Raw genomic sequence first — 26595 nt, forward strand, 5'->3', positions numbered from 1 at the left:
GCCAAAACAATTTGAAGGTGCGAAAAACGTTGGTACAGCAGCGTTTTGGCGTCACCTGCAAACTTGGAGTGGGAATGACCCAACAACGTAATTTGAAGTGGAAATGCTAATTTGACAGCATTTTTCCGGACGAAATAAGGTAACAATAAGATAGTTCCCTGCCAAAAAAATCTTGGCAGGGAATATTTTCTGTGGATAACTTGGTTGTATTATAATAAAAACAGCCATATATAAGAGCAGAAACAGAATATATTTGTGCTGTAGAAAAATAACAATATTGTTTATTAAAGTTTTGCTTATTAAATTTTAATATAAACACTTTAAGTGAAATTTATAAAGGTGACTTATTTTGGCCAAAGTCTCCATTAATTTAACTCAAGTATTTTATTTGGATTTGTTATTTGTACATTGGTTTACTCTCTCACAGCAGGTGGTCCAAACTTATCATCTTGAAAATCCCGAAAAGCCTCTTGAATACCTGCTCTCGTTTTCGCAATGAATGGTCCACCCATAACAAATTCTTCCTTAATAGGTACTCCGGAATAAATCAATACTTTTGATCGACTTGTTGCTTTTATTTTCAATTCACTTGGATTTTCTTCGTTTCCATTTTCATTAAATGTTATAGTAGCCGCACCTGTTTTCCTAACTTTTGTATTGTTTTCTCCAAATTCCATTTCTCCTGCTAACATATACAAGAATGCATTATGATTTTCGGGCAATATATGTGTATACTCCGATCCCTCTTGGAGAGTGATTTCTGTCATCGTAATTGGAACTAAACTTTTCATCGGACCTCTTACTCCTGCAATCTCACCTGAATATACTCTTACTTGTCCACCCGCAACGGAAACCACCGGTGCTTCTTCAACACGGATATTTTGATAGCTTGTTTCCGTACGTCTCAAATCTTCCGGCAGATTCAACCAAACCTGCAACGTATGAATTAAATCATCGTCATACGCATCTTCCGCATGCCTTGCTGCCCAACCTGCGTTCATATATTGAACATCACCTGCATCAAGAATTCCATATCCACCTGCATTGTCAATATGCTCAAGTCTGCCATCAACTACATAAGTTACTGTTTGGAAGCCCCGATGTGGATGGTCAGGAAAAGTCCCTCGCTTATACCAGTCTTCAGCCATAACAATAAATGGATCAATTTCATGCGAACGATCAGGTGTAACGATTTTTCCAGTTTGTACGTGCGGGTAACCAGGATTTTCATATTCTGTATACCAAGGTCGATTAATTTCTCTATGAAATGTGTTAGACATTTCCATTCCTCCTTTTATTTTTCATTACGCATGTTGGTACATTACTTTTTCAGCAACTTCCTCCACTTTTGTAAGTCCCTTTGCAATAATTTCCTCTGCTTCATGCGGTCTTGCATTATGACCTTCAATTATTACTTCATCTGTCACTTGCATTCCAAACATTCCTGCAAAGATACTACGCATATAATTAACCGCATGTTCCATTGGTTGCATTTGTGGTGAAGAATAATCTCCACCTCTTGAGTTTATAAGAACAATCTCCTTCTCAGGCATTAGGTAAACGGGTGAACCATCTGCAGCGTACTTGAACGTATAGCCCGCTTCATCAATGTAGTCGACAAATGTATGCAATCTAGCTGGCACGTTCAAATTCCATAATGGGAAAATAAATACAACGGTATCTGCTGTAGCAAATACGTCTTTCGCTTTCTGTTTTGCTGTAATCAGACGTTGTTCATATTCCGATAGTTCTTCCCCAATTTGTAATTTTTTACCTGCATCAAATAATTCCTGCCCAATATAAGGCATATCCTCTTCAAAGACATCATAGACACTTACATTTAAATTCTTTGCATCTTTGATTGATTCCATGAAAGTTTCGTACATTTTACTGGACACACCTTCCGAAACTGGGCGGTTATTTGCTTTCACTACTAATAAATTCATTTTAAAATCCTCCTATATTTTTGGCTCCCACAATTAATGAGATGTCTTTGTTACAACTATCGTTTACGCAACATTTGTTGTATAATTAAATTATAGGTCCAATTTGTTCACTACTCAAGCAACAAAATCTTCGCTTTGTTGCATAAGCTACAATTTACGATAATTGTTATCGTTATTATAGAAAGGAGGAAGTCAAAGTTGGAAGAAAACACAGACTTACGTTCCATTCGAACAAGAAAGTTTATTATTGATTCCTTTATAGACCTTTTAGAGAAAAAGGAGTTTAACAGTATCACGATAAGTGATATTACAAAAGGAGCCATGATTAATAGAGCAACCTTTTATCGTCATTTTCTTGATAAATATGATTTACTTGAAAAGGTAATCAAAGAAGATCTGATGGCAAACGTACTTCAAGAACTTTCAACGATAAATAAGGAGTTTAGTGAGGAGATGCTAGCGAGTTTATTTATATCCATTACGAAATTCCATTTAAACCTTTCCAATCGCTGTCAAAAAAGTTACCATGATATGTCGGTGAACATTGAAGCGATAATGAAAAAGGAGCTAGAACAAATCATCTTGCAATCACTAGCAAAAAAATATCAAGATGGAAGTGATGATAAGTTAAGGATGCTCGCAACCATGTTAAGTTGGATGATTTACGGAGTTTCCGTCGATTGGGAGGAAAACAGTCTCCAATCACCAGAGAAATACTTTGAAGAAGCAAGTTTAGCTATCAGGGAATTAATAATGAATGCAAAAACTTAAATTCATAAAAGAAACGTTAATCCGATTTTGGAGTAACGCTTCTTTTCTTGTTCAACTAATTTGCTTCGTTGGTGCAGTAAGCATCACATCGCAAGGGTGAATAAATATTAATGTTTATTATGATTTATAAAGACTAATAAACATACTGCCAAACATACATCCGTTAATTGCCAGAAACAAAATCGACTTATCTATAAAGTTTCCGCAATACCCGCCATGATATATTCCGCACATGATACGGCAATCGCGTTTCCAAGCGCTTTATATCTCGCATAATCACTAATGACCCTATTCCCATTTCCCAAAGCTGTCCAGCCCTCTGGTAATCCCATTAACCGTTCACATTCCAATGGTGTAAGTTGTCGGATATAACCTTCTTGTTCTTTCCCTTCATACCAAAAAGAAAAGTTACTGACTGAACCAGCTAGCAAAGTTGGGAAAGGGTCATTTGTCCGTCCGAAACTTCCAATGAATCCTGATTTGTTTTTGTCTTTTGCGGTACTTCGCATACGTCTTTCTTGAAAGGGACGGACGACGGGTATTTTCCTCCTTGCTTTTTCAGAAGATACTCGACTGGCTGCGGTGGAAAATAATAACTCACTCTCATTAGCCCTCTATGATGAAAAAGATAAGCTAATTGGTTGTGCATTAGGTTATGTTTTAACTGGTGGGAGGGTCGGGAATATTTTATTAAGGAGTTCTTTATTTCAAGAAAAAGACAAAATCAAGGGGCAGGCAGTACCTTTCTTGCTCTAATTAATAATATATTGAGCACCGAAGAGATTAGGCATATAACATTAGCTACTGAAAAGACTGTCCCAGCTTATCAATTTTATCAAAAAAATGGATTTTCAGTTTTGAAAGATTCGGTATACCTAGTAAAAAGAGTCCCCGAATGATTGCCTAATTGAAAGGTTAAATGGCGTTTATCTGCGCAATCTGAGTTATTCCAGAATAGGGCGCGATTGTAGGACAAAAAGGATACACATACTAGTTATGTGCATCCTCTTTTTTGTTTTAGAGTTTAGGATTGAACTCTAAACTTTTTTTACACTATTTTCCATAACCCCTTTTTAAAAATTATCCAAAACCGGAATAATTAATTAAGTTGTTGTAATTTCGCCATTTGTAGCTGATTTCTAAAGTGAATCAATTTTTTTAATGCAATTTTATCTGCAGCATTATATTTGTTTATTATATAAGGTATAGCTTCTGGTATACTTTCAATCTTATGTTTAAGTAATGATTTTTGTAACATGAAATAGGCACACAGAAATGTAGTGCAAAGTTATTTGCTTTCCATTCTTGATATTCAAGAAAAAGGCTATCTAAATTTAGAATTTGATTTCCATATTGAAATAAAACATGACAAAGTTCATGTGCAAAATCTTCTCACTGTTCTTCGGGTGATAAACGAGAATCAATAATAATTTCACCTTTGTAGGTTCTACTTGAAAGGTTTATAAAATGAACCTTTATGTTTAGTAAATCAGCTATTTCTAAAATATCTAATTGGCATGGGTGATAAATATTTAAATGGGAGTAAATCGAAAACTGAATTTAAATTTTATTCTATATGTGGTAAAATGTTTTAATCAAGATTAGGAGGACTTAACTATGAAGTGCAATGAATATAACAGGGTTCAATTAAAAGAGGGAAGCGTATCATTAGCCCTATAAACTGCGTCTGCCCTCATTATTGGGGGATGAAATGTGAATACATCCTATTCACAATCGAATTTACAACACAACCAAATTTTAATTTGGCTTTGCGTTTTATCTTTTTTTAGCGTATTAAATGAAATGGTTTTGAACGTCTCATTACCTGATATTGCAAATGATTTTAATAAACCACCTGCGAGTACAAACTGGGTGAACACAGCCTTTATGTTAACCTTTTCCATTGGAACAGCTGTATATGGAAAGCTATCTGATCAATTAGGTATCAAAAGATTACTCCTATTTGGAATTATAATAAATTGTTTCGGGTCAGTAATTGGGTTTGTTGGCCATTCTCTCTTTCCCTTACTTATTATGGCTCGCTTTATTCAAGGTGTTGGTGCAGCTGCATTTCCGGCGCTCGTGATGGTTGTAGTTGCGCGCTATATTCCAAAGGCAAATAGGGGTAAAGCATTTGGTCTTATTGGATCGATAGTAGCTATGGGAGAAGGCGCTGGCCCAGCGATTGGTGGAATGATAGCCCATTATATCCATTGGTCCTATCTTCTACTCATCCCTACGGTGACAATTATCACTGTTCCGTTCCTTATGAAATTATTAAAGAAAGAAGTAAAGATAAAAGGTCATTTTGATATTAAAGGAATTATACTAATGTCTGCGGGCATTGTATTTTTTATGTTGTTTACAACATCATATAGCATTTCTTTTCTTATCATCAGCATGCTGTCATTCCTGATATTTGTAAAACATATTAGGAAAGTAACAGAGCCTTTTGTTGACCCTGGACTAGGGAAAAATATACCTTTTTTGATTGGAGTTCTTTGTGGAGGAATTATATTTGGCACAGTAGCAGGATTTGTCTCTATGGTTCCTTATATGATGAAAGATGTTCACCAACTAAGTACTGTCGCAATCGGAAGCGTAATTATTTTCCCTGGAACAATGAGTGTCATTATCTTCGGCTACATTGGTGGGATACTTGTTGACAGAAAAGGTCCTTTATACGTGTTAACCATCGGAGTTACATTTCTTTCTGTTAGCTTTTTAATCGCTGCCTTTTTTTTAGAAACAACGTCATGGTTCATGTCAATTATAATAGTATTTGTTTTAGGCGGGCTTTCGTTCACCAAAACAGTTATATCAACAGTTGTTTCAAGTAGTTTGAAACAGCAGGAAGCTGGTGCCGGAATGAGTTTGCTTAATTTTACCAGCTTTTTATCAGAGGGAACTGGTATTGCAATTGTAGGTGGTTTATTATCTATACGCCTACTTAATCAAAAGTTGTTACCTATGGATGTTGATCAATCAACTTATTTGTATAGTAATCTGCTATTACTTTTTTCAGGAATCATTGTCATTAGTTGGCTGATTACCTTGAATGTATATAAACGTTCTCAGAGAGATTTTTAAAATCATTAAAGGATCAATTTTGTTAAGAGAGTTCAAAATTGGTCCTTTTCTTTTAATCACGAATTTTGATCAACGCATTTTCTACCTGCTTAAATTCATCCATACTCAGTAATTTCTCTTTTGTCAGTTCTCCATTTTTCATTAACTTAGCAATACCTATGATGTATTCACTTTTTCTAGTTGTCATTTTGATGTCAGCCATATCTTCGATGGTTAATGTGGCGACTTTATCAAATGAGGGGAAAATCCAATATATTTGGCTATGATAGTATTGAATTTTGATATAATGAAGTAACTATTGTGACTTCTTGGGTCATAATTAAGTGAACATATTTTATAACGGTCACTTTAATCGAGAACTAAAGCGGGGCACAGTCGAACAAATCGATACCAATCGTAAACTCTACAAGAAATACTTTCCTGACGCTGGTGCACGTGTTTATGAGGAGAACAGAAGAAACTGTGGTGCTCCGACTATCTTGATGGCTTCATGGGAATTTATATTATTCGCTAAGAAGAAAATATTGAAAGACAACTGGTCACCCGACGTTGTGGTGGGCCATGCAAAAAAAATACATTCGATTCCGTTCCTTGCACGAAAACCCTATATAACTGGATTGATAACGATGATTTAAAAGTAAAGAATATGGACCTAGTTTTGAAGCTACGTCGCAAAACAAAGCCTTCAAAGTCAAAAGGTAATAAGAAAGTCCTTGGAACGAGCATTGAAGAAAGACCAGAATCAATTGACACACGTGAAGAGTTCGGGCATTGGGAAATTGATACTGTTCTTGGCCACAAATCCAAAGACCAGGCACTTCTAACTCTTGTGGAAAGAAAGACTCGTATGACCATTGTCGAACGCATACCAGGTAAGAACGCACCAGCAGTAAGGGAAGCTTTAGAAGGTATATTTCAGGAATACCCAAACGTTCAACAGACATTTAAAAGCATCACAGCTGATAACGGATCCGAATTTAGTGAACTTAGCGCACAAGGAAAAGAAATGGGAATAGATGTTTATTTTGCGCATCCATATGCATATTGGGAGAGAGGGACGAATGAACGTCATAATGGGCTACTCAGACGTTTTATAAAGAAAGGGCAACAGATTCATGCATACTCAGACCAGCGCATTGCAGAAGTTGCCAATTGGATGAATACATTCCCCCGGAAAATTTGCGAAATTCGTTGATTGTGTGGCCTAGGCCACATAATCAACAAATTGACATAAAAACCTTATATAGTGGTTTCACATAAAGTGTTGCATTTAATATTGCAATTTAGGTCATAAAATAATACGTCTGTAGGCGATGAAAACACTTATCCTTATTTGTTTACTGAAACATTAAGAACATCATTCCTTCGATTTACATTTTCCATTTCGGAATCATTTTGTATAGCTTACAATGTGCACTTCAGATTATGATTTCAGCATATCTTCCGCTGGCTTATCTTCATCCACTGGACGGGCTCGATAAACGACAAATGACAATAACACTGTAACTATCGCAAAGATAAAGATAATAAAGTAGACATGTTCTACCGATGTGACCATCGCCTCTGTCAAGGAAGCTTCTGACGTGGGATCTGCTACACTTTCTAGGTAACTTGCTTGTTTAGAATTAAAAAGACTAATAAATACAGAGACACCGATAGCGCCACTTAACGGCTGTAATGTCGACATTACTGCTGTACCGTGTGAATATAAGCGTTTAGGAAGCTGGTTCAATCCATTTGTTTCAGCAGGCATCATCGTTGCGGATATACTAAGCATAATCAGCACAAATCCTACGATAATGACCCACGGTGGTGTATCCGCTGTTAATCGGCTAAACATAAACATTGTTCTTGCCAGAACAATTGTTGCTGGGATCATCATCACACGAGGGCCAACTTTATCAAATAACGCTCCCATAAATGGACTCATAACCCCATTTAAAATACTCCCCGGCAAAAGCAACATTCCCGCTGCTGCAGGCGCCAAAGCCATCGGCCCCTGCATGAATACTGGTAAAATCAGTTCGGAAGCAAACATTGTCATCACAATAATAATGAACATAATAACAGCATGTGAAAACATTGGTAATTTGAATACCCGTAAATCCATTAAAGGTTCGTCGATTTTAAATTGTCTGATCGCAAACAGAATAATAGCTATTCCTCCAATAATAATCGAAAGTAATACTGTCGGGGATGAAAAGCCAGCTTCACTTTCTCCGACAGAGCTGAATCCATATATCGTTGCTCCAAAGCCAACAGTTGATAAAAGAATAGAAATCCAATCAATTTTGGGCTTGGTAACCACAGAGACATTGATTAAATATTTAAAGGCGAACAAAATTGAAAAAAGCGTAAAAGGGATAACTGAGATAAATAAAAACCTCCAGCCTAAATAGTCAACAATTACACCAGAAAGCGTTGGACCAATTGCCGGAGCGAATATTATTACTAACCCGACAGTTCCCATAATCTTCCCTCTTTTATGCGGAGGATATATCAATAAGAATACATTATATATGACCGGCATTAACAGTCCAGTGCCAATAGCTTGAATCAAACGTCCAACAAGAAGAATAGAAAATGTTGGTGCGATTGCTGCGATTGCTGTACCAATTGTAAATACTGTCATCGTTCCAATGAAGAGTTGCCTTGTCGTAAGCCATTGCATTAAAAGCGGCGATATTGGAATGACAATCGCCGTAACTAACATAAATCCAGTAGCAACCCACTGTACAGTCGGTAATGTAATATCAAACTCATCCATTAATGTTGTCAAGGCTATGTTTAGAAGTGTTTCATTCAATAATGCAAAAAAAGCACCAATAATTAATGCCGCCATAATTGGCAGTGTTTTGACATTCGGATTATCAGATAAAAATTCATACTTTGTTTCTGTTGAATTAGTCATGATTTCCCCCTGTTTTTCTAACATAGTTTTTATTAATTCGTAAAAATTTAAGAGAATGCTCGTAAAAAGCTATTCCATTTCTTCTTGCTTCATATAATATTCCATCGCTTGATTAAGCCAATCTTGTTCATCCTTTGTGAAAGGGAAAGGTTTTATAAGTTCTTGAATATCCAATCCTTCTATATCAGTATCAGCCAGTTTTTGCATCAATTCCTCTCCAAGAAATGAAAAAGATGCCTCCAAATAGATCTTAACCATCTCTTGTACTTTTGGGTCCTCTACTGGTTTACCATATAATTGTTTTACTTCCTTAGACAATTGAATAAACGTTTTATCTAAAGAGATTTTTTCTTGTTCCGTTTTCTTCGACAATTCTTCTACGATATCTGTTAACCTATGACGATCCATCCATTCTTCATGTATATGTTCAGTGCGCATACCATGAATAAGGCTAAATAATAAATTGCTATCCACTTTTCCTTCTTCTTCGACTAACTTAATTACTCTTTTAATTGATTGTATGGATTGCTCAATTAGTTCTTTTTCTTTCTCTAAAGTTTGTAAATGAAGGAATAAACTTTTATTCAAATCAGCAGTAAAACTGGATTTATTTAACAAATTTGCGATTCTATCTAGACTATAACCTAGAAATTTTAGACTTAAAATTTTTTGTAAGGTGATAATATCTTGATAATTGTAGACGCGGTGCCTCGAATAAGGTTTCTTTTCTGGTCGTAATAAACCAATTTCATCATAGTAATGCAAAGTAGGAATAGGTATTCCTGTCTTTTCTGAAAACTCTCCAATGGAAAACTTGATATTCTTATTCACCAAAATTCCTCCTATTAGTGCGTGTTCGAAAAGGAACGGGGTCGGCTATCGTTGCAACGCCGACACTAGCATGTCCTGTGCATCGAAGTTCGAGACGGCGAGAACTCCCGGCACCGGAATGTACGTTCATAGGTACATGAGGAGCGAAAAAGCGAGTCAACGAGCTCCCGCAGGACGTGGACGTTTTAGTAGAACTTCCCCTTTACAGAAGTGTCATTTTTACCGGACTTTTTGAACAACCTCCTTTAAAAGGATACGTTCATTATAAAACCTCAAGCAACTAGAGGTTCAAGAGTAAATATAAAAAATAATATAATTGGGCGCGATTATTGAACAATCCTACTTAATCAGCTTGATTATAACCATCTATAGCCTGTCAGCAATTGTAACAAAAATTAAACTTTAATTATTAAATAACTATAATTATCCTATCAATGATTCGTTCATTCGAATTACTAAGATTGGGTGGTGTTTTTTTGCGAAGAGTAGTAGAATTTACACGGGCAAGTTACGGTGAAGTTCTGGAGGATTTCCCTAGTGCGGAGTTTATTTATATTGTCACATACAATATCTCAAAACCATTGAAACATTGCTGGATGAACTAAGAGATACCCAAGAAGAGACTGAAATTAAGGTATTTATAAATATACCCAGTAGATTTAACGAATATACACGTGAATGAGCTTCAAAAAATGCAAAAAAACTAATAAATATCTATGTATTAAAATTAGATCCTGAAAAATTCAATGAGAAATTTAAAAGTCAATTTTTATTTAACAATCATGACCAATAATATTAAGTATAATTTTGAAAAAAGAAACGCTTATTAACATATGAATTGAATCGAAAATTGTACTTTGCAGAAATAGAAGAAATTAGTTGAAGTTACCTATAGTTTGAAGGCAGACGGGGTTTATACATTAGAGCATGCTATTCCTGAATTAATCAAAATTATTGATTTACTTGAGCTAGAACAGCGAGCTATAATGCTTGAAATTAATCGTATAGTGGACTTATCTGATTAAATATGAATCTATGTCAAGAAGTTCAGCATTTCTAATGTCCAATTTCTTGACATAGTTCCAAAAATCTTTTGGTAATGAAAGCAGAAACGGAATCAGGATAGTACATCAATCATCTTCAGATACTGGACCATCATATTCGGAATTATCAGAAGGGGGTTGAATTTCAGTCATCAATAAAGCGACATGTCCTTCTTCGTCTCTAATGGTGAACAACAACGACTGCCCTTCTTGCAATCCTGCTTCTCCTGCTGCTACGTATGGGAAATTAGAAAAGTCCCCGCTAAAATCTCCGTTCTCATCAGCTTCCAATTCCATTGTATCTCCGATGAATGCGTCTACCTCTGAGACTTGCACATCAACTTCTGGTAAAGTTTTTCCATAATAGGTCGATGTATTCTCGTAAAATTCCGGTAAATAAGTAGCCTCTTTGATTTCTTCTATTGCTTCTGTTGCTGAACTACTTTCTATCAATTCCATTCCTTCTTCTGCCGGCTGAATAGGGAGAACAAATTGCTGCTCATGGGGCATGTCACCCATAACATACACGATCAACTCATCACCAGCATCAAGTTCTGTTCCTCCAAGTGGAATTGTAAAATAACCTTCGTCTGACACATCTGGTTCAACCATTTCCGTATCATCTGTATCTGGCAACGGTAGCTCAAATCGAATATTTTGATTAGGATTAATCGTACCGCTATAAACAACTGTATTTTCATATATATAAGGTAATTCAAGATTCTCTAAGGCTTCAGGGTATACGATATTACCATCACCATCTGGATTTTCTCGCCCGCTCACTTCCTCAGGGTCATAAATGCCAGGTTCAGATGTTTCTCGATTCTCTTCATTCCCCTCGTTTTCTCCGTTTGTATCACTAGGTTGCTCTTGATGGTTTTCTTCATTATTAGAAGATACGTTGTCTTCCGGCTCTGCTTCTCCATGTTGTTCATTTTCTTCGTTTTCTGTTGCATTACGATCTTCAATGTCTGTTTCCTCTGAGCCTAAACCGGTGCATGCTGTAAGAATAACGATGAAACTTAGTAAACCAAGGTATACAAATGCTCGCATTAATAATTCATCTCCCATTTTAAAAGATTGTATAGTGACTTATTCCCAATGGTAGAGTTGTAAAAACGTTTATTGTTCTCTGTATTTGCTTTTTGGGAATATCCTTGAATTTGAATCAATTCTAAGTCATGTACAACAAATTATGCTTGTAATTCATTCTAATAATGACAAGTGTACTGGGTAAAGTAAACAGTTGACCCTGACACGGTGTTATGGTTTATGATGTGTCTACAGTAAAAGATCAAAAGGGGAATGAAAAATGAAAATTGGAGAATTATCAAAAAAAATGGGAGTAAGCATTCGTTCGTTACGTTATTACGAACAGAAGAATCTGATTCGACCTTCGAGGTTAGAAAATGGATATCGAGAATTTGAGAAATCTGATATTGAAAAAGTAAAAGCTGTTCAATTGTTTTTAAAGATAGGAATGAATACAGATGAGATTTATCATGTATTATCTTGTGATGATTTCCATCTCACTGAAAATAATGGGTGTGCTCATATTGCAGTAGAGCTTTACTCTAAGCGATTAACAAATGTCCGTCAGCAGATAAATTACTTGCAAAAGATTGAACACCAGCTAGAAAACCTTGTGGATTATTGGGATAAAGAAAAAGAAAAAGCTAGAAAGTAGGGATTAAATGAATTACAGACTTCTTATATTAGTACTTGGAACATTTATCATTGGGACAGATGATTTTGTAATTGCTGGCTTACTGCCTCATATTTCTAATGAAATGAATGTTACAATTGCTACAGCGGGTCAGCTAGTAACTGCATTCGCTATTGCATATGCTATAGGAGCTCCTCTTTTTGGAACTTTGATGATGAATTTACCTTTAAAATCGCTTTTGGTTATATCTATGTTGATGTTTGCTATTGCTAATACACTGTCATCAGTTGTGACTTCTTATGAAATGCTCTTTTTAACAAGAATATTAGCTGCGTTAGCTGCTGCTATATTCACCCCGTTAGCGATGACTGCTTCTGCCAGTCTAGTACCCGATAAAATGAGAGGCAAATGGTGCGCTGAATTAAGAATGCATGGATACAATGTTGGCGGAGTGTTATACGACGTCAACTTTTGTATGTTTATCTTCGTTTTTTGTTTGATGAATGACTCGGTTAAAATCAAACGCACCAATAAAATTATACACAATGGTAATTTCTTGTGTCTTGGTTTGATGATCTTTTGCTGACACTAATATTTTATCAATAAATTCTCTTAAAATGGCTGTGTCCAACTTCTTCAGTTCTGTATATTTTCTAGCGATTTTCACAAATTTGCCGACGTTTGTTTTCTTTTTCTCGTGTTCTTTTAATTCTTTTTGTAAGGTATGACATGACGCTTTTAATGTTTCTTGTTCTTTCTCATATTCACCAGATAAGTGAATAAACCCAAATTACGAAAGTAAATTTACTGAACATTAATTCCAAGGCAACCTGGTAAAATTTTGTAAAACTGGATGCTGAGATTCTCTAAATTTTGTATATTGGATAGTTCTTCCCCCTCCCCAAATGAAGGGGCAATAAATTTCCAATTTATTCAGTTACAAATGGTCACTCTAGTTTTTTCACGCTTTGGATCATGTTCAAAAAAGCCCGTTTATGAAGGTAGGCTTCCTGAATCTTTAACATGGTTTGTCTGGCGTGAAAGGTGAATACACCTGCTGCCTGAACGATTTCCCTACGAAATCTTTGGATCGTGTAGCTTTTCATCGGAGTTGGGCAATGATCCATCTTAAAAAGCTCAAACAGATTGTACGCAAATAATTTGATCAATAAATCCAGTTCATTGGCTTTGAATGAGCCGGTAGGGATTCGGTTGATAGAGAACCCGTACTTGGCTTCCTTAATGTAATTTTCCATGCAGGCTCTTTGGTTGTAAAACCGCCATATATCAATCGGAGTCCAATCCATCGTATGGACCATTGCTTCATGTTCCCAGATAAAGTCTACAAATTGTACTTGATCCATTTCAAAACGATCAGCTTTTCGGATCACGGAAACACGCCTTGGCTTATTCCAGGAAGTTGCTTGATATTCAATCGTCTTTCCTTCAATGACGATGTCTTCATCGACAAATCGAATCCATGGACCGGGATCTGTATAAACGGCTTTGGCTAAACGGCTCGTCCATTTCAGTTTTCCAACGTAGTCAATCTGCTTTCCTTCCCAAAAGCTATAAAAGTCCTCTCCGGCAAAGCCTTTGTCAAACCGCCCATAAGAGACGGATTGGGACTCAGAGAGCAGATTCAACGTCTCTTTTGCCAGCTCAATGGCATTGTCGGCAGTATGTCGGTTTCCGGGCCGCAGAGCTGCATTCAGGCATAATCGGGTCTTCCCTTCATATACAAGCAAGGGATGGTAGCTTTTACGGCCCGGTTTATGAGAGTTTGGCCCTTTTTTAGCCAGTTCCTGATTTCCATAAACGGTTTCGATGGTTGAGTCAAAATCCAAAATCAAGGATGATGGCAGGGCAGGTTCAATGACATCGTGCATCAGCTCTTTGACATCAAGCTGTACATTGAATTTCGCGAGAGACCTTAAGTCTTTGCCCAGTAAAGTATGATGCGGGCACTTGCCACCCATAAACTGTTGGATCATGGCATCCTTCTGCATGGAACGAAAGTGGAAGAGACGTGTACAGGACGCGACCCATCCAATGATCAGATAGATAATAATCTTACGAAATGGGAATTGCGAATTGCTTTTTTTGATTGGGTCAAAACACCGAAAAGTGTTTTCGATTTCCATTTGTTTCAGGAACTGAAGGAAGGGCAGCAATCCCGCTATATTGGTTGCGTTTTCCAAGTTAAAGTTAACTTTTATATTTGATAGATTTGTGATAAACTTCACCTTAAAGGTGCTCCTTTCTTTAGGATTGTAGTTCTCGCAAACTCAATTATACCAAAGGCTGGAGCCCTTTTTGCATTTAGTAACTAGATTTTACTTTCGTAATTTGGGATAATCTTTATAGTTTCTTGATATTTGTTTTCTATACTTGTATTAAATAAAGATAAGGGGTTGTAATAATGACTAATTACATTTTAGAAACAAGACATTTAGAAAAAAAATTCAAAAACGAAAAAGTGCTCTCAGACATAAATCTGCATGTGAATTATGGAGAAATTTACGGTCTTCTCGGACTAAACGGGGCTGGTAAATCCACACTAATGAAAATAATAAGTGGAATTTTCCAAGAAACAAACGGCGAAGTGCTGTTTGAGGGTAATAAGTGGAAAAGAGATGATTTAAAAAAGATTGGATCACTCATAGAAGGTCCTGCTATATATGGCAATCTAAGTGCGTATGATAATTTAAAAGTTTTTTGTTTACAAGAAGGTATTCCTTTTGAAGAAATAAATGAAGTGTTGAAAAAAGTTAATCTTTCTAATACAGGCAAGAAAAAGACAAAAGAGTTCTCTTTAGGGATGAAACAAAGGTTAGGAATTGCACTAGCTTTAATAAAAAAGCCATTACTATTAGTTTTGGATGAACCTGCAAATGGATTAGATCCAGCAGGAATAAGGGAATTAAGAAGCCTTTTGAACGATTTAAAAAAAGATGGTGTTACAACCATGATTTCCAGCCATATTTTAAATGAAATACAAATCTTATCAGATACCATTGGTATTATTCATAACGGCAAGTTGGAATATCAAAATAAACTTAATCATCAAGATAGCCTCGAAGATCTGTTTTTTGAAATTACTTCAGGCAATAGAAAGGACGTATAAGTATGTCTAATTTTATTCAAGCTGAATTATTAAAAATGAAATCATCTTTATCGAAAAAATTATTTTTAGCTATTCCAATTTTCTTTCTAGCTTTTGCTATTTTTTCAAATATATATGCGGAGCAACAGCCAAGTACAAATGTTTTTTTAACAATTGTTTATAATCTTTGGCCTATATTTTTCTTGCCTGTGGGTTTGGCTATGGCATGTAGTATGAATATTAATCAAGAGAAGATAGCCGGTGATTATAAAAACATTTTCTCAAACAACATATCTTTATCCAAAATGTTTTTTTCTAAAGTTGTTGTAATTACAGTTTATCAATGTATCTCCGCAGTATCGATAGCTGTTGTGTCTATATTGGGTTCATTGCTAATATATAAAGAATTGCCAATCATATCCCAGGTAATTATGACAACAGCGTTCATAATAATTGTTGCTTTACCATTAATTCCTTTCAATTTAATTGTAAGCCAATTTATCGGTGTACTTATTACGTCTCTAATAAACCTAATTGGTGCGGTCGGATCTGTATTTATCGCTTTAAAATCATATTTTTGGATTCTTCCTTGGGGAAGTATGTTAAGGGTGCCAGCGGAAACAATGGGAATCCATCCCAATGGTACACACATTGAAAGCTTTAATTTGGTTCCAGACTTTCATGTTTTAGCTATAGCTATGGGAGCTAGTGTAGTATATTTCCTAATTTTAATATGGTTATCCAATAAGATTTTTAAAAGGAAGATGTATATATGAAATATTTAAATGTTATGTTTTATAAAATGGCAAAATCCTATTGGTTTTTTATAATGATTTTAGCCCCTGTTGTATATGGAATTAGCTTATTTTTATATCTCGAGAGGTATGATTCTCTAATCCGTATATTCGTTAGCTATACGGTCTATTTTAATTGTGCAATACCATTTGGTATTGCACTAATGATAAGTCTGTATGTTAGATATGAAGAACAGATAGGACACTTCAATCACCTTTTACAGCTGCGAAGTAGAAAAGAGTGGAGTAAGAATTTAATCTTTGTAAGTTTAGGTTCGGTTTACTTCAGTACATTAATTAGTTGTATACCATTATGGATGCTTATTGGTAATCATTTCACAGGGGATATTTTATTATATTCTATATTAACAACGATATTTACTTTACCTGTTATAATTATTTTATGGTTCATGGCATTAAAAATAAATACAAGTGTATGTCTCGGTATGGGAATCTTTTTTAGTATATTTCTTATCTATTTTGGTGCGAACAGTTTAGGTGATTCTATATGGCAGTATATTCCTTTACTGTACGGCACGAGATATTTGCAACTGTTAACCATTGGTGACTATGTATATTCCCCTTTGGTGTGGGGGCTATATACTAGTGTGAGTTTGATTTTATTCGTAGCATTTTTAACATGGTTTAATAAATGGGAGGGGAGGAAAATTAATGAATAAAAAAATATTGATTGCGGAAGACGAAGAAGATATGAGACAGATACTCTCGCTTCATCTGACGTCTAAGGGGTATATAGTTTCGGAAGCAAAAGATGGCATAGAAGCGATTGATAAGGCAAAGGTAGATGTTGACTTAATTTTGTTGGATATCATGATGCCAGGGTTTGATGGATTAGAAGTGTGCAAAAAAATTCGTAATCAAGTAATTTGCCCAATTATATTCATCAGTGCTGCCTCAGACGATATGAATATGATGAAGGCATTTGCTTTAGGGGGGGACGATTTTATATCTAAACCTTTCTCCTTGAAGCTGTTAACATACAAGGTTGAAGCCTTATTTAAAATGGGAGAACGTCTACTGCAAAATCATGGTGGAAATGAACGAAAGAGAATATTGATTGACGACTTAGTTGTTGATATAACATCGCGAGAGATTATGTATAATAAAAAGGTGATCCCCTTTACTAAAAAAGAATTTGATTTATTGGTCTTATTACTTTCATCGCCTAAGCAAGTTTTTACCAAGGAACAAATATATGAGCGTATAAGTGGAATTGATGGACAAGGAGATTCAAGTGCTATAGTGGAGCATATTAAGAATATAAGACGTAAATTATTATCTGCCGGTTTTTCAGAAAATTACCTACAAACCGTTTGGGGAATAGGGTACCAATGGAACAATCAATAATTAAGGATATAAGAAGGTTATATTTCAAAAGCATAGTATGGACTATTATAATGAGTATATTTACAATTATTATTTCAATTTTGATTATTTTTGTAACTATTGAACGGACAGCTAATCATAGTGAAAAACTAGTCCATAAACAGAGCAGTAAAATGTTGGATCATCCTTCTGAATATATGAGATCGTCTAAATTCAATGAGATGAAATGGAATCTGAAAAAGAATGATATCATCCTAAACAAATTTAGCCCCAATGGAGAATTCATTGATGGTAGTGAAAAATTCAGTAGTTTATTTCGGGGAGTAAATGTTGTTGATAAGTTTAATAATACTCACTTTTACAAAGGTTACTATCATCTCATCCAGCCAATAGTAATTGAAAATCAAATTAAAGGACTTTGGGTTTATTCTTATCAGATAAAAAGTCGGCATTCTGTTTCTCGCTATATTATGTTTGGATTAATAATTATCCCTTTAATATCACCGATTATTTATTTCATTATATTTTCGCGAACTTTTATTAATAAACTTTATTATTCCGTAAAAGCCCCTTTGGAGGAGTTATTAAATGCGTCGAATATGATTAAAAATAAAAACTTGGAATTTAACCTTAGTTATAATAGCAATAATGAAATTGGCGAATTAACACAGTCATTTAGACAAATGCAAGGAGAACTAAAGAAGTCTTTATATAAGAATTGGCAACACGACTCAGAGTGGGCGGTTATGATGTCTAGCCTGTCACACGATCTAAAAACACCTGTTACACTCATTACTTTAAGTACTGAAATGTTAAATAATATGAGTAATTTAACACCTAATCAACAATTACAGATAGATATTATAAATAGAAACATTTTAAAAGTAAATAATATATTAGAAAGTATGGGACAAGCAAGTAATATCAAGGATCCAACACTGATTTATGATGTTAGATCTATTGATGAATTAATCAAAGACGTGGAAAATGATTTTATTCACTTAATAGAAAAGAAAAATATTCAATATGAGCATGATTTGAAAATAGATAGTCACGTGGAAATCCCTTACTTTAAGGTCAATAGAATCTTAGAGAATCTTTTTGCCAATTCTATTCAATACACACCGGAAAATGGGGAAATCCATTTTTTTGTTAAGGAAAAAGGTAATTACATTTACTTCGCCATTGAGGATTCGGGAGTGGGGATAGAAAAGGAACACCGTGATTTGGTGTTTTCCAAACACTTTAGGGAAGATAGATCAAGATCTAATTCGTTGGGCAATGCTGGTTTAGGTTTGTTCATTACTAAAAAACTTGTTGATGAACTAAACGGAAACATTGAAGTTGTAGATCCCTTAGTTTTATCTGGGGCTCGTATTGAATTTAATATTCCGTATAAGTAATCATTCCTTTTATAATGGACCCAAGATTTTAGACATGAAAAAAGAAGATGTTAAGATAGGTTTATGAAACGTAAAAGCTATACACCTGAATTCAAATCCCAAATCGTGTTGGTAGTCTTGAAGGAAGAAAAAACAATGAGACAAATTGCTTCCGAAACGCGGGATCCATGTGAACCAGCTTCATAAATGGAAAATGCAGTTCCTGCAAGAAATGCCAATCTCTACTGGGTCTATTGAATAACTAAAAAATGTTGTTTTAACAAGATTTTCTTCCTTTTTTGTCGAAATTATATACAAGGATATGATCGGAAATCTATTAAAAGGCCTTGCACTTGGAGGGATAACCTTGTACGAACATAATGCTAATCAACTAATCATGCCGGATGAGTTTTTCCTGCCATTTGGCGGCCAATTAAATTCAAACAACCGTTGGGTGGTGATTGTGTCGAGCAACCCACTACCACACAAAGGTGTCCCCTATATGATAAAACAAAAAGATCCCTGCAATCAACTGCCAAAGGAAATTAAAGCGGCTTTCAAAGAACTAAGCGTACTTAAGCATTTAATAGATGCGAAGATTGACAAGAAATTTGGCTATACAGCTGCATATCTGTTTCAGCTTGTTTTTGTTCTTTTATTTCATCAGTAAAATTGGTTTCGCCTGCTCGAAAGTGCCCAAGCCAAATTATTTTCCGGCAAAGACCCCATTTATCGATTTTTGAACTACATGAAGTTCGCGTGGCAGCAGTTCCTTTTATCACTAAGCGCTGCGACGATTCAGAAAGTCGAGAGACTGACTTCCGATAACCGCTTGACCATATTCATCTTTGACGATTCGATGTTTGATCGTAACTGCAGCAAAACAATGGAGTTGCTCGCAAGGTTCAAGGATCATGCGACCGGCGCCTACTATAAAAGCTTCGGCATGCTGACGATGGGATGGTCGGACGTTCATTTCTTTATTCCGATGGACTGACTGCATGTCATTGGTATGATTAAAAATGACAACAAGCAGTACCTAGTGAACGGAAATCGGCTATCCCTAAAAGATTTGTATCTGGCGGCTCCGCGAGTGGAAGGGAAGAACGCCAACATCCTGCGTTCGATCCGGACGGAATTAATTCCATGTATCCCCCGTCCTTGTGGTGTTTATTCGGCATCGCACGAAGAAGAATGAATGGCTGGCCATTCTCTAAACAGACCTGAGTTTAACCGTTGAGGAAGTCATACAGATTTACTCCATGTGTTGGGACATAGAGGTTTTCTTTAAGTGCGCGAAATCCTTATTGCGTTTGCAAAAGGAGTTTCAAGGACTCTCGTATGACTTGCTTGTTTGTCATACGACAATTGTATCTTCTAGGTACATTCTGCTTGCGTGGCAGCATCGGTAAAGCACCGATCAGCGCACACTTGGCGGTTTATTTTATTTGCTTTGTGGTGAGGTCAGCACCTTGGACTGGGTGGTAGCCTTGCAGCAACTCATCGAATTGATCAATGAAGTAGCAACTAAGTCTAGCAAGAAACTTACACAACTGATTAAAAGTCAACTCCAACAATGGATCGCCAGTTTACCCAGGTATCTCAAGGCATATTTGCCTATTTCAAACTGTGAAGTTTGAGTTATATATAGTTATACAGTATATTTTTTCGATACCTATTTTTTCGATATAAAGAATAATAATATATTTTTATTGACAACCTGAATCCGTGATATCGGTTGTTAAAACCTTTAGAAATAAGGTGCTGCCCTAAATTTTTCCAATTTCTTCCACCTGATGAATCAGAAAAACAAAAAAACAGGATGCTTTATTTGTTTTCCGCTTTTTAAGCGCTTTTGAGGGCATAGTGAAATAAGCCTTAGGATTTCCGTTTTTTTCCAAAGGTTGGGTAAGGGGCTGGATTTGATTTAACAGTATAGCCAACTTAGTAAAAAGCGTAATAAAGCCTTTCGAATACCGGCATCCAGCGATTATGCTTATGGACCTTTAATTTCCACTGTCTTCCATGATAAACCAGTTTCGATGCCAAGGTAATGATATTTTGGATTACTGTCCGGATACGGCGCCTTTTTACATTTTTTCTTAAGGGAGCATCATCGGCTTTCAGGCTTTCCTGCCCAATGATCCTTAATAGATTGTAGGCAAATAGGCCAAAGTGAAGAACAAGATCATTCGTCGGAAATTTGCCTGAAGGAAGGCGTTCCAAGTCCAGTTCGGTTTTTAGTTCACTGTGAAATTGTTCGCTTGTTCCGTGATCTTTGTACAGTTCTACTATCGTGGAAGACGGTTCAAGCAACGAAGTATAGTAGGTATCAAATTCAATCTCTGGAACAAGCAGGATTTGCCCGTTTGCATCTATCGTTCTCTCTATCACCTTAAAGACGATATGGATAGGGACGCCTGTACCTTTAATGGTGGAAAGAGAGTAGCCCGTATATACTTTTTTTCCCGGGCGCACTTCACGGCAGGTTCCCTCGGCCTGGGCGATGGCCAGCCAGTCTTCTGCTGTTTCTTTTCGCGGGTTTCGCTTGATGATAAAGTCTACTTCGTTCTGGAAGCAAACTTTCATATTGTCAGCACTGTCACACCCCGAATCCATCCGGACAAGCAGCGGTTGATCCGTCATTTGTCTTGCAAGTTCAATCGTCTTTTGAAGAAATTCCGGGGTGCCATTTTGTGAATGAACACTGCCTTCACGCAACTCTGCATTGACACAATACCCTTCTTGTCCCAGATAGGCAAGCATGGGGGCATAGCCGTCACAGCCCTTATACGTTCTTTCCACCCCTTCTTTCTTGGTGTTGGAGTTGTCCAAAGGGAGAGACATCCACATCTAAAGGAACATATGGCGTATCGTTCGCATAGACAGGCGAAATGGATGTATTTAAATGCTGGATAAGGTCTGCTGACTCTTCCAACAAGATCTCTTTCCAATCGTCCGACAAGGCAGCCTGGTCCAGCCGTTGGCGAAGAGTGGGGCTTGAAGGGACGTTGTCGATATTCAGGGCGTAACGGAAAAATTCATCTTCCCGGAAATCTTCGATGTCATCAAAATCACTTTTGCCCTAGCAGAGTAAGCCGATATAGGAAGAAGCGACATCTCCGTTAGAAATTGAAGGGTTTTCCATTGTAGCCAGTTTCGTTTTATTGAATCGCTGCGAAAGATTGGTGTGATATAAAAGATCACCGACAATGGCTAAACCGGAATGCGCTGTAATTCGTTCATTAGTAGGTTCAATAATAAACTTTTTCATAGAATATCACCCGTTTGGTGAACTTACTAAATTCACCTTTTTTGGGTATTATACCTGATTTCACCAGCTTTTGGATGCATTTTAGCTGAATTTTGTCACGGATTAAGGATCATAGTTATATTTACAAATTGTTCTAAATTGCTAAAATTTAGGTGAAAATACCTAAATCAAAAGGATGTCAACTAACGGGGGAAAGTTGACATTTTCATAATTTGCTCCAAACCGTTGTTCCTATTGGATTTTAAGCTCTTTTTTTCTGTTTTTTAATGTTTTTCTACCCCCCTGTTTAGATATGGGGGGTTAAAGCGTGGCTAAAGCCACGCAGGCTTCGCCCAAAACAGCGGTTTCCGCTTCGCACACCGCTGCCTTGGGCGGCCTTTAATGAGCCTTTGCTTAATCCACTGCCATGTGCGAACATAAAAGTAACTTTAATGTAATTGTTACGTGTTTCTTTGTCTAATATTAAATATACATTTTAATGACGTCCTTTATTAAATTAATATTTTGTACAATTCTCACTTGAATCCTGCCTTAGAATGTTTATTTTATAAGGTTTTTTCTTGTTTTCTTATGTCAACATGTTGAAGCATTGTCATTTATATTAGCAGGAATAACCATGGGATTAGTTTTAGGAGCACCGATTGGAACATGGCTTGGAAATGTTTTTACTTGGCGTTATTCTTTTGTTTTTGTTGCTGTAGTTTCTTTCATTACTGTCATAGGAGTTCTGATATTCTTGCCTAAAATTGAAAGAGAAGCAGAACTAACGATTAGGGAAAGATTAAAAGGTTTCAATAAAATTATTCTATTAACGTTATGTGTAAACATTATTGGTACCACTGGCGGTTTCATGACATATACGTATATAGCTCCTATCATTACAGGTATCACGAACGTAGAGAACATTAGTATTTTTCTTATGTTGTTTGGAATAGGTGCACTTTTTGGGAATTTAGTTGGAGGTTACTTCACAGATAAGATTGACGCTCCAAAAACATTAAAACTGTCGCTGGGAGGGTTTGCTATATTATTAGCAGCATTCTCATTTTTATCACTGCTAAATCCATCTACATTCGCAATTATAATGGTTTCAATTGTGGCGATATTGTGGGGAATCCCTGGTTTTGGTATGAACCCTGCTCTTAATTCATTTCTCATATCTTTGAATCCTAAGCAGGCTCAAATGGTTTTATCATTCAGTGCCTCGGCTCTTTATATTGGAATTGGATTAGGAGCGTTTATAGGGGGAGGGGTTATAAGTATAAGTTCAGTAAATTATGTGGGAATAGGAAGTAGTGTATTAGTTCTTATTGCATTAGTATTATTTACTTTTGTTAATAGAACAGCTAATAAGAAAGTAAAATCGAGATTTTCCTAATAGAAAATATATAATGAAAGAAGAGCCAGTTATAAATGTTTCACCCTTACTTTAAGGGAGTAAAGAGCTAACTTAATTTGAAGAGAGAATGCCTGTTTAACAGCATTTGTTTTAAGCTAAAATGGACAAAATAAGTTGAATGATATAGTTCCCTACCAATTTATTTTTGGTAGGGGTTTTTTTGTATCCAGATTATCATATGGAATTAAGGTTTATTTAGCGGAAGTTTTATTTGTAGTTGCAGTCGATGCTTATAATTTTACTTGACTTTAACGTAGCGTAATACCTTAGTCTTGAAATATGGAGGTGAATTACACTGTTTTACAACGGGCGACGTTTGCAAAAGAACTGGACTTACATACGATACTATTCTAATTTGGATTAATTAAAAGCAAAGAATGCTAACGGCCAGTTAGTTTTATCCAAATTAGTTAGAAAAAATTGCATAAATACTTGCCGGGAAGATTACAGGTTATAAACTTAAAGATTTAGTAAACCGACAACCTTCATTAGGATTTCTTAAAAATGACTTAACACAAATAATTGCTGACTTAGAAAATATATTATTTCATTTAGACCTAACTGACTCCAAGGAAAATTTTATGGAAAATATAAAGTTGCTTCAAGATTATAATGTTAAATATTTGCTAAAAAGGTGATTAAAATGGGTATGACTTATAAGGTAATCGATACAGTGGAACAATACGAAGAATTACTTGCGATTACGGATTTGGAAAAAAGAAAAAATTACTTTCGTTATACAATGATGGAGCCATTTAAGGAAATGTGGAATTTAATTAATGTTCCTTTAAAAGCAAAACAAGAAAATGGTTATGATGTTATAATGGCTACAAAAATGCTTGGTTATGCAGATATTTCCAACGGTAAACAAATCCAACAGGGGTTATCAATCCTAAAAGAAAATAACGCTTATACAGTAGCGGATAATACCATCAAAAACTGTATAGAAAACGCTAATAAGTCGGGTTTGAAAGTAAACGCTGATGAAATAAAGTTTGGATTGTATGTTGCAAATCCTGATAAACTGAAGCTACAGAAAGGATATACAGGATTCGGAGGTATTCCCGGGTTTATTACTGTGAATATCTATCCAAATGAATATAATTTACCGAAACTTCCCGCAGTTATAGCTCATGAATTTCATCACAATATTCGTTTTTCTTATTTTGATTGGGACCATGGTAACGTAACATTAGGAGATTATCTTGTTATAGAAGGTTTAGCCGAGTCATTTGCCAAAGAATTATACGGAACAGAACAATTAGGACCTTGGGTTACTAGCATGGATAAAGAGGAATTAGAGTATTCAACCGATGTTATTAGGGAAGCACTTAACGTAAAAGGGTTTGCCGAAGTGAGCAGTTATATGTTTGGTGATGAAATTGCGGCACAAGAAGGGTATCAACCTGTTGGGCTTCCTTTCTGTGCCGGTTATGCAGTAGGATATAAGGCTGTTCAGTCCTATATGAAAAAGTATAATAAGACAATTTACGAAGCAACTTTGGCTTCTACTGATGAAATAATTCATGGATGTGACTTGTTTTCTGAGTAACCCTCATAGTCCTGCAAAAGGGCGCGATTTTGGGACAAAAAGGATACACATACTAGTTATGTGCTATCCTCTTTTATTTGTTTTTTGGGTCTTCGGAATATATGGTGGAATTACTTTTTTATTAATTAAAACACTGAACCTTCAAGCCAATTTATACCTTTATTACTTTGAAAAAGAGAATTTAGATTTTATAATTATATATAAGATATTCGACAGTGCCAGGTTGAATGAAATGGAGGTTCAAGAAATGGATAAGTAACGTTTAGATAATATTAAATTTAATTTATGGGAGTTGGAAATTTTATGGTTGTACAAAATATTTTAAATGAAATAATTAAGGAACTGAACGGGATACCTGGCATTGTAGGGGTAGTTTTAGGAGGCTCAAGAGCAAGAGGCACTAATCACGCCACTTCTGATATTGACATTGGAATATACTATGATGAATCGGCAGGTTTTAATGTCAACGATGTTAGCAGGGTTGCTACTAAACTGGATGATGAACATAGAGAGAATTTAGTGACATCTTTAGGCGAATGGGGTGCTTGGATAAATGGTGGTGGATGGATTATTGTTCAAGGTTATCACGTTGATTTAATATTTCGTGATATCAATAGAGTGGAACAAGTCATTGGTGAATGCTTGTTAGGTAACATTTCAACTCATTACCATACTGGACATCCACATGCTTATCTAAATGTTATGTATATGGGTGAAGTTTCCATCTGCAAAATACTGGATGACAAAACCTGCCAAACTAAAATCCAAAACCATGCCATATCCAAAACCTTTAAAAGATGCAATAATTGGCTATTTTATGTTCGAAGCATCTTTTTCTTTAATGTTTGCTAAAGATAATGTTGATAAAGATGATATTTCGTATGTTACAGGTCATTGTTATCGAACCATCTCATGTCTAAATCAAGTCTTATTTGCTCTGAATGAAGAATATTGTATCAATGAGAAAAAAGCAGTTCGAATGATTGACGGGTTTGATACAAAGCCACAAGGCTACAAGAAAAGAATAGATAAAATTATCACATTGCTTTCTCTAAACATCGATAGCACAAGAAGAGGGCTTGAAATACTTCAAGAACTTATTTCTGAAATAGAGGTTTTATTAAATAAATAAGGTTAAGGTAAAAAAAGTGTGTGGAAATCTTATTTCCTGCACTTTTTTATACTTCTTCATGAAAAAATGCACTTAAAGTACCGAATGCATTAGTTAAGCAAAATCTATAAAAGGAACATTTCCACTCTATTTTCCGATTACCCCTTTATTTTTACACTTTCCAATTTTCGGATGATGAATGTGTATTTTCAGTTTCAAAAATAAACAACTTTATTTTTTAATTACGCGCGCCCAGCAAGCCGTTAATTGCTAGTTGGTGAAAGTCCAACCTGAGTAGGTGCCAAGACGCTCAGTAGCTGACAGGCAACTGGTGGAGAAATCCTAAGGTTGAAGCCCTGTGACAAAGTAACT

At 35.8% G+C, this 26595-nt stretch carries 24 protein-coding genes and 5 pseudogenes; 18 read left to right on the top strand and 11 right to left on the bottom strand.

Going from position 1 to position 26595, the window contains the following annotated elements; all coding sequences use genetic code 11:
• Nucleotides 1-413: 413 nt before the first annotated feature.
• On the bottom strand, nucleotides 414-1280 hold the full coding sequence (locus GN217_RS14985; protein ID WP_198042680.1) for a pirin family protein: 867 nt from the start codon (nucleotides 1278-1280) through the stop codon (nucleotides 414-416).
• Nucleotides 1281-1304: 24 nt separating this feature from the next.
• Entirely contained in the window at nucleotides 1305-1946 is a 642-nt protein-coding gene (locus GN217_RS14990; RefSeq protein WP_156857470.1) for an FMN-dependent NADH-azoreductase, read from the bottom strand.
• 198 nt (nucleotides 1947-2144) lie between these two features.
• Between GN217_RS14990 and GN217_RS14995 the strand changes: the two genes are divergently transcribed.
• Nucleotides 2145-2717, top strand: coding sequence for a TetR/AcrR family transcriptional regulator (locus GN217_RS14995; RefSeq protein WP_156857471.1), 573 nt, complete (start codon nucleotides 2145-2147; stop codon nucleotides 2715-2717).
• A 191-nt stretch (nucleotides 2718-2908) separates the two neighbouring features.
• Here the strand turns inward: GN217_RS14995 and GN217_RS15000 are convergent, their stop codons facing one another.
• Nucleotides 2909-3226, bottom strand: a complete 318-nt coding sequence (locus GN217_RS15000) for a DNA cytosine methyltransferase (protein WP_232334457.1) — start codon at nucleotides 3224-3226, stop codon at nucleotides 2909-2911.
• A 132-nt stretch (nucleotides 3227-3358) separates the two neighbouring features.
• Here GN217_RS15000 and GN217_RS15005 point away from each other — a divergent pair, with 132 nt between their 5' ends.
• Nucleotides 3359-3616 (top strand): GNAT family N-acetyltransferase, encoded by a 258-nt coding sequence (locus GN217_RS15005; RefSeq protein ID WP_232334458.1) that lies wholly within the window; start codon nucleotides 3359-3361, stop codon nucleotides 3614-3616.
• Between the two features lie 295 nt (nucleotides 3617-3911).
• On the opposite strand, the pseudogene GN217_RS19470 reads toward GN217_RS15005, so the two are convergent.
• A pseudogene (locus tag GN217_RS19470) lies at nucleotides 3912-4094 on the bottom strand (M78 family metallopeptidase domain-containing protein); the annotation flags it as partial.
• 240 nt (nucleotides 4095-4334) lie between these two features.
• On the opposite strand from GN217_RS19470, the gene GN217_RS19475 reads away from it, so the two are divergent.
• Together GN217_RS19475 and tet(L) are read left to right on the top strand one after the other, a co-directional pair.
• Nucleotides 4335-4397, top strand: a complete 63-nt coding sequence (locus GN217_RS19475) for a tetracycline resistance efflux system leader peptide (RefSeq protein WP_156857491.1) — start codon at nucleotides 4335-4337, stop codon at nucleotides 4395-4397.
• Between the two features lie 33 nt (nucleotides 4398-4430).
• Complete coding sequence (tet(L), locus tag GN217_RS15025; protein WP_156857473.1) at nucleotides 4431-5807, top strand: tetracycline efflux MFS transporter Tet(L); 1377 nt, start codon at nucleotides 4431-4433, stop codon at nucleotides 5805-5807.
• Between the two features lie 52 nt (nucleotides 5808-5859).
• Here the strand turns inward: tet(L) and GN217_RS15030 are convergent, their stop codons facing one another.
• Nucleotides 5860-6009, bottom strand: a complete 150-nt coding sequence (locus GN217_RS15030) for a hypothetical protein (RefSeq protein WP_156857474.1) — start codon at nucleotides 6007-6009, stop codon at nucleotides 5860-5862.
• Between the two features lie 121 nt (nucleotides 6010-6130).
• Here GN217_RS15030 and GN217_RS15035 point away from each other — a divergent pair, with 121 nt between their 5' ends.
• Complete coding sequence (locus GN217_RS15035) at nucleotides 6131-6442, top strand: hypothetical protein (RefSeq protein ID WP_156857475.1); 312 nt, start codon at nucleotides 6131-6133, stop codon at nucleotides 6440-6442.
• Nucleotides 6343-7002, top strand: coding sequence for an IS30 family transposase (locus GN217_RS15040; protein ID WP_305080916.1), 660 nt, complete (start codon nucleotides 6343-6345; stop codon nucleotides 7000-7002). Before GN217_RS15035 ends, GN217_RS15040 begins: the two co-directional genes overlap by 100 nt.
• A 228-nt stretch (nucleotides 7003-7230) precedes the next feature.
• On the opposite strand, the gene GN217_RS15045 is transcribed toward GN217_RS15040, so the two are convergent.
• Both GN217_RS15045 and GN217_RS15050 read right to left on the bottom strand, forming a co-directional pair.
• Complete coding sequence (locus tag GN217_RS15045) at nucleotides 7231-8718, bottom strand: MDR family MFS transporter (RefSeq protein ID WP_156857477.1); 1488 nt, start codon at nucleotides 8716-8718, stop codon at nucleotides 7231-7233.
• 69 nt (nucleotides 8719-8787) lie between these two features.
• Nucleotides 8788-9549: a MerR family transcriptional regulator gene (locus GN217_RS15050; RefSeq protein WP_156857478.1), complete on the bottom strand. Its 762-nt coding sequence runs from the start codon at nucleotides 9547-9549 to the stop codon at nucleotides 8788-8790.
• 476 nt (nucleotides 9550-10025) lie between these two features.
• Here GN217_RS15050 and GN217_RS19265 point away from each other — a divergent pair, with 476 nt between their 5' ends.
• Entirely contained in the window at nucleotides 10026-10154 is a 129-nt protein-coding gene (locus GN217_RS19265; protein ID WP_255454410.1) for a hypothetical protein, read from the top strand.
• Nucleotides 10155-10679: 525 nt separating this feature from the next.
• Here the strand turns inward: GN217_RS19265 and GN217_RS15055 are convergent.
• On the bottom strand, nucleotides 10680-11645 hold the full coding sequence (locus GN217_RS15055) for a hypothetical protein (protein WP_156857479.1): 966 nt from the start codon (nucleotides 11643-11645) through the stop codon (nucleotides 10680-10682).
• A gap of 259 nt (nucleotides 11646-11904) precedes the next feature.
• Here GN217_RS15055 and GN217_RS15060 point away from each other — a divergent pair, with 259 nt between their 5' ends.
• Both GN217_RS15060 and GN217_RS15065 read left to right on the top strand, forming a co-directional pair.
• The gene (locus tag GN217_RS15060) at nucleotides 11905-12279 is read left to right on the top strand and encodes a MerR family transcriptional regulator (RefSeq protein WP_156857480.1); all 375 of its coding nucleotides are present in this window, start codon (nucleotides 11905-11907) and stop codon (nucleotides 12277-12279) included.
• Between the two features lie 7 nt (nucleotides 12280-12286).
• Entirely contained in the window at nucleotides 12287-12844 is a 558-nt protein-coding gene (locus tag GN217_RS15065) for an MFS transporter (RefSeq protein WP_156857481.1), read from the top strand.
• Here GN217_RS15065 and GN217_RS19480 read toward each other — a convergent pair.
• Nucleotides 12839-12925 (bottom strand): annotated as a pseudogene (locus GN217_RS19480) (DUF4368 domain-containing protein); the annotation flags it as partial. The gene GN217_RS15065 and the pseudogene GN217_RS19480 sit on opposite strands and share 6 nt — an antisense overlap.
• 280 nt (nucleotides 12926-13205) lie before the next feature.
• On the bottom strand, nucleotides 13206-14504 hold the full coding sequence (locus tag GN217_RS15075; RefSeq protein WP_156857482.1) for an IS1380 family transposase: 1299 nt from the start codon (nucleotides 14502-14504) through the stop codon (nucleotides 13206-13208).
• 176 nt (nucleotides 14505-14680) lie between these two features.
• On the opposite strand from GN217_RS15075, the gene GN217_RS15080 reads away from it, so the two are divergent.
• From GN217_RS15080 to GN217_RS15105, 6 genes and pseudogenes are all read left to right on the top strand, one after another.
• The gene (locus GN217_RS15080) at nucleotides 14681-15385 is read left to right on the top strand and encodes a lantibiotic protection ABC transporter ATP-binding subunit (protein WP_156857483.1); all 705 of its coding nucleotides are present in this window, start codon (nucleotides 14681-14683) and stop codon (nucleotides 15383-15385) included.
• Between the two features lie 2 nt (nucleotides 15386-15387).
• Nucleotides 15388-16140: a lantibiotic immunity ABC transporter MutE/EpiE family permease subunit gene (locus tag GN217_RS15085; RefSeq protein WP_156857484.1), complete on the top strand. Its 753-nt coding sequence runs from the start codon at nucleotides 15388-15390 to the stop codon at nucleotides 16138-16140.
• Entirely contained in the window at nucleotides 16137-16838 is a 702-nt protein-coding gene (locus GN217_RS15090; RefSeq protein ID WP_156857485.1) for a BsaG family lantibiotic immunity ABC transporter permease subunit, read from the top strand. Before GN217_RS15085 ends, GN217_RS15090 begins: the two co-directional genes overlap by 4 nt.
• Complete coding sequence (locus GN217_RS15095) at nucleotides 16831-17526, top strand: response regulator transcription factor (RefSeq protein WP_156857486.1); 696 nt, start codon at nucleotides 16831-16833, stop codon at nucleotides 17524-17526. Before GN217_RS15090 ends, GN217_RS15095 begins: the two co-directional genes overlap by 8 nt.
• 50 nt (nucleotides 17527-17576) lie before the next feature.
• Entirely contained in the window at nucleotides 17577-18908 is a 1332-nt protein-coding gene (locus GN217_RS15100) for a HAMP domain-containing sensor histidine kinase (protein WP_198042681.1), read from the top strand.
• 481 nt (nucleotides 18909-19389) lie between these two features.
• Nucleotides 19390-20527: pseudogene (locus tag GN217_RS15105) on the top strand (IS4 family transposase).
• A 304-nt stretch (nucleotides 20528-20831) separates the two neighbouring features.
• Here GN217_RS15105 and GN217_RS15110 read toward each other — a convergent pair.
• Nucleotides 20832-22161: pseudogene (locus GN217_RS15110) on the bottom strand (IS1380 family transposase).
• 589 nt (nucleotides 22162-22750) lie between these two features.
• On the opposite strand from GN217_RS15110, the gene GN217_RS15115 reads away from it, so the two are divergent.
• From GN217_RS15115 to GN217_RS15125, 3 genes and pseudogenes are all read left to right on the top strand, one after another.
• Nucleotides 22751-23539, top strand: a complete 789-nt coding sequence (locus GN217_RS15115) for an MFS transporter (RefSeq protein WP_255454411.1) — start codon at nucleotides 22751-22753, stop codon at nucleotides 23537-23539.
• A gap of 664 nt (nucleotides 23540-24203) precedes the next feature.
• Complete coding sequence (locus GN217_RS15120; protein WP_156857489.1) at nucleotides 24204-25112, top strand: DUF2268 domain-containing putative Zn-dependent protease; 909 nt, start codon at nucleotides 24204-24206, stop codon at nucleotides 25110-25112.
• Nucleotides 25113-25415: 303 nt separating this feature from the next.
• Nucleotides 25416-26244 (top strand): annotated as a pseudogene (locus GN217_RS15125) (nucleotidyltransferase domain-containing protein).
• The last annotated feature ends 351 nt before the right edge of the window (nucleotides 26245-26595 follow it).

This window comes from Oceanobacillus sp. AG (genome assembly GCF_009746545.1).
Classification (GTDB): Bacteria; Bacillota; Bacilli; order Bacillales; family Amphibacillaceae; genus Oceanobacillus; species Oceanobacillus indicireducens.

Bases quoted from the DNA above. Each gene is read 5' to 3' on its own strand.
- GN217_RS14990 (WP_156857470.1), bottom strand. From the start codon at position 1,946: ATGAATTTATTAGTAGTGAAAGCAAATAACCGCCCAGTTTCGGAAGGT.
- GN217_RS15000 (WP_232334457.1), bottom strand. From the start codon at position 3,226: ATGCGAAGTACCGCAAAAGACAAAAACAAATCAGGATTCATTGGAAGT.
- GN217_RS15085 (WP_156857484.1), top strand. From the start codon at position 15,388: ATGTCTAATTTTATTCAAGCTGAATTATTAAAAATGAAATCATCTTTA.
- GN217_RS15065 (WP_156857481.1), top strand. From the start codon at position 12,287: ATGAATTACAGACTTCTTATATTAGTACTTGGAACATTTATCATTGGG.
- GN217_RS15060 (WP_156857480.1), top strand. From the start codon at position 11,905: ATGAAAATTGGAGAATTATCAAAAAAAATGGGAGTAAGCATTCGTTCG.
- GN217_RS15120 (WP_156857489.1), top strand. From the start codon at position 24,204: ATGGGTATGACTTATAAGGTAATCGATACAGTGGAACAATACGAAGAA.
- GN217_RS15095 (WP_156857486.1), top strand. From the start codon at position 16,831: ATGAATAAAAAAATATTGATTGCGGAAGACGAAGAAGATATGAGACAG.
- GN217_RS15045 (WP_156857477.1), bottom strand. From the start codon at position 8,718: ATGACTAATTCAACAGAAACAAAGTATGAATTTTTATCTGATAATCCG.
- GN217_RS15030 (WP_156857474.1), bottom strand. From the start codon at position 6,009: ATGGCTGACATCAAAATGACAACTAGAAAAAGTGAATACATCATAGGT.
- GN217_RS15080 (WP_156857483.1), top strand. From the start codon at position 14,681: ATGACTAATTACATTTTAGAAACAAGACATTTAGAAAAAAAATTCAAA.
- GN217_RS14985 (WP_198042680.1), bottom strand. From the start codon at position 1,280: ATGTCTAACACATTTCATAGAGAAATTAATCGACCTTGGTATACAGAA.
- GN217_RS15055 (WP_156857479.1), bottom strand. From the start codon at position 11,645: ATGCGAGCATTTGTATACCTTGGTTTACTAAGTTTCATCGTTATTCTT.
- GN217_RS15100 (WP_198042681.1), top strand. From the start codon at position 17,577: ATGAGTATATTTACAATTATTATTTCAATTTTGATTATTTTTGTAACT.
- GN217_RS15090 (WP_156857485.1), top strand. From the start codon at position 16,137: ATGAAATATTTAAATGTTATGTTTTATAAAATGGCAAAATCCTATTGG.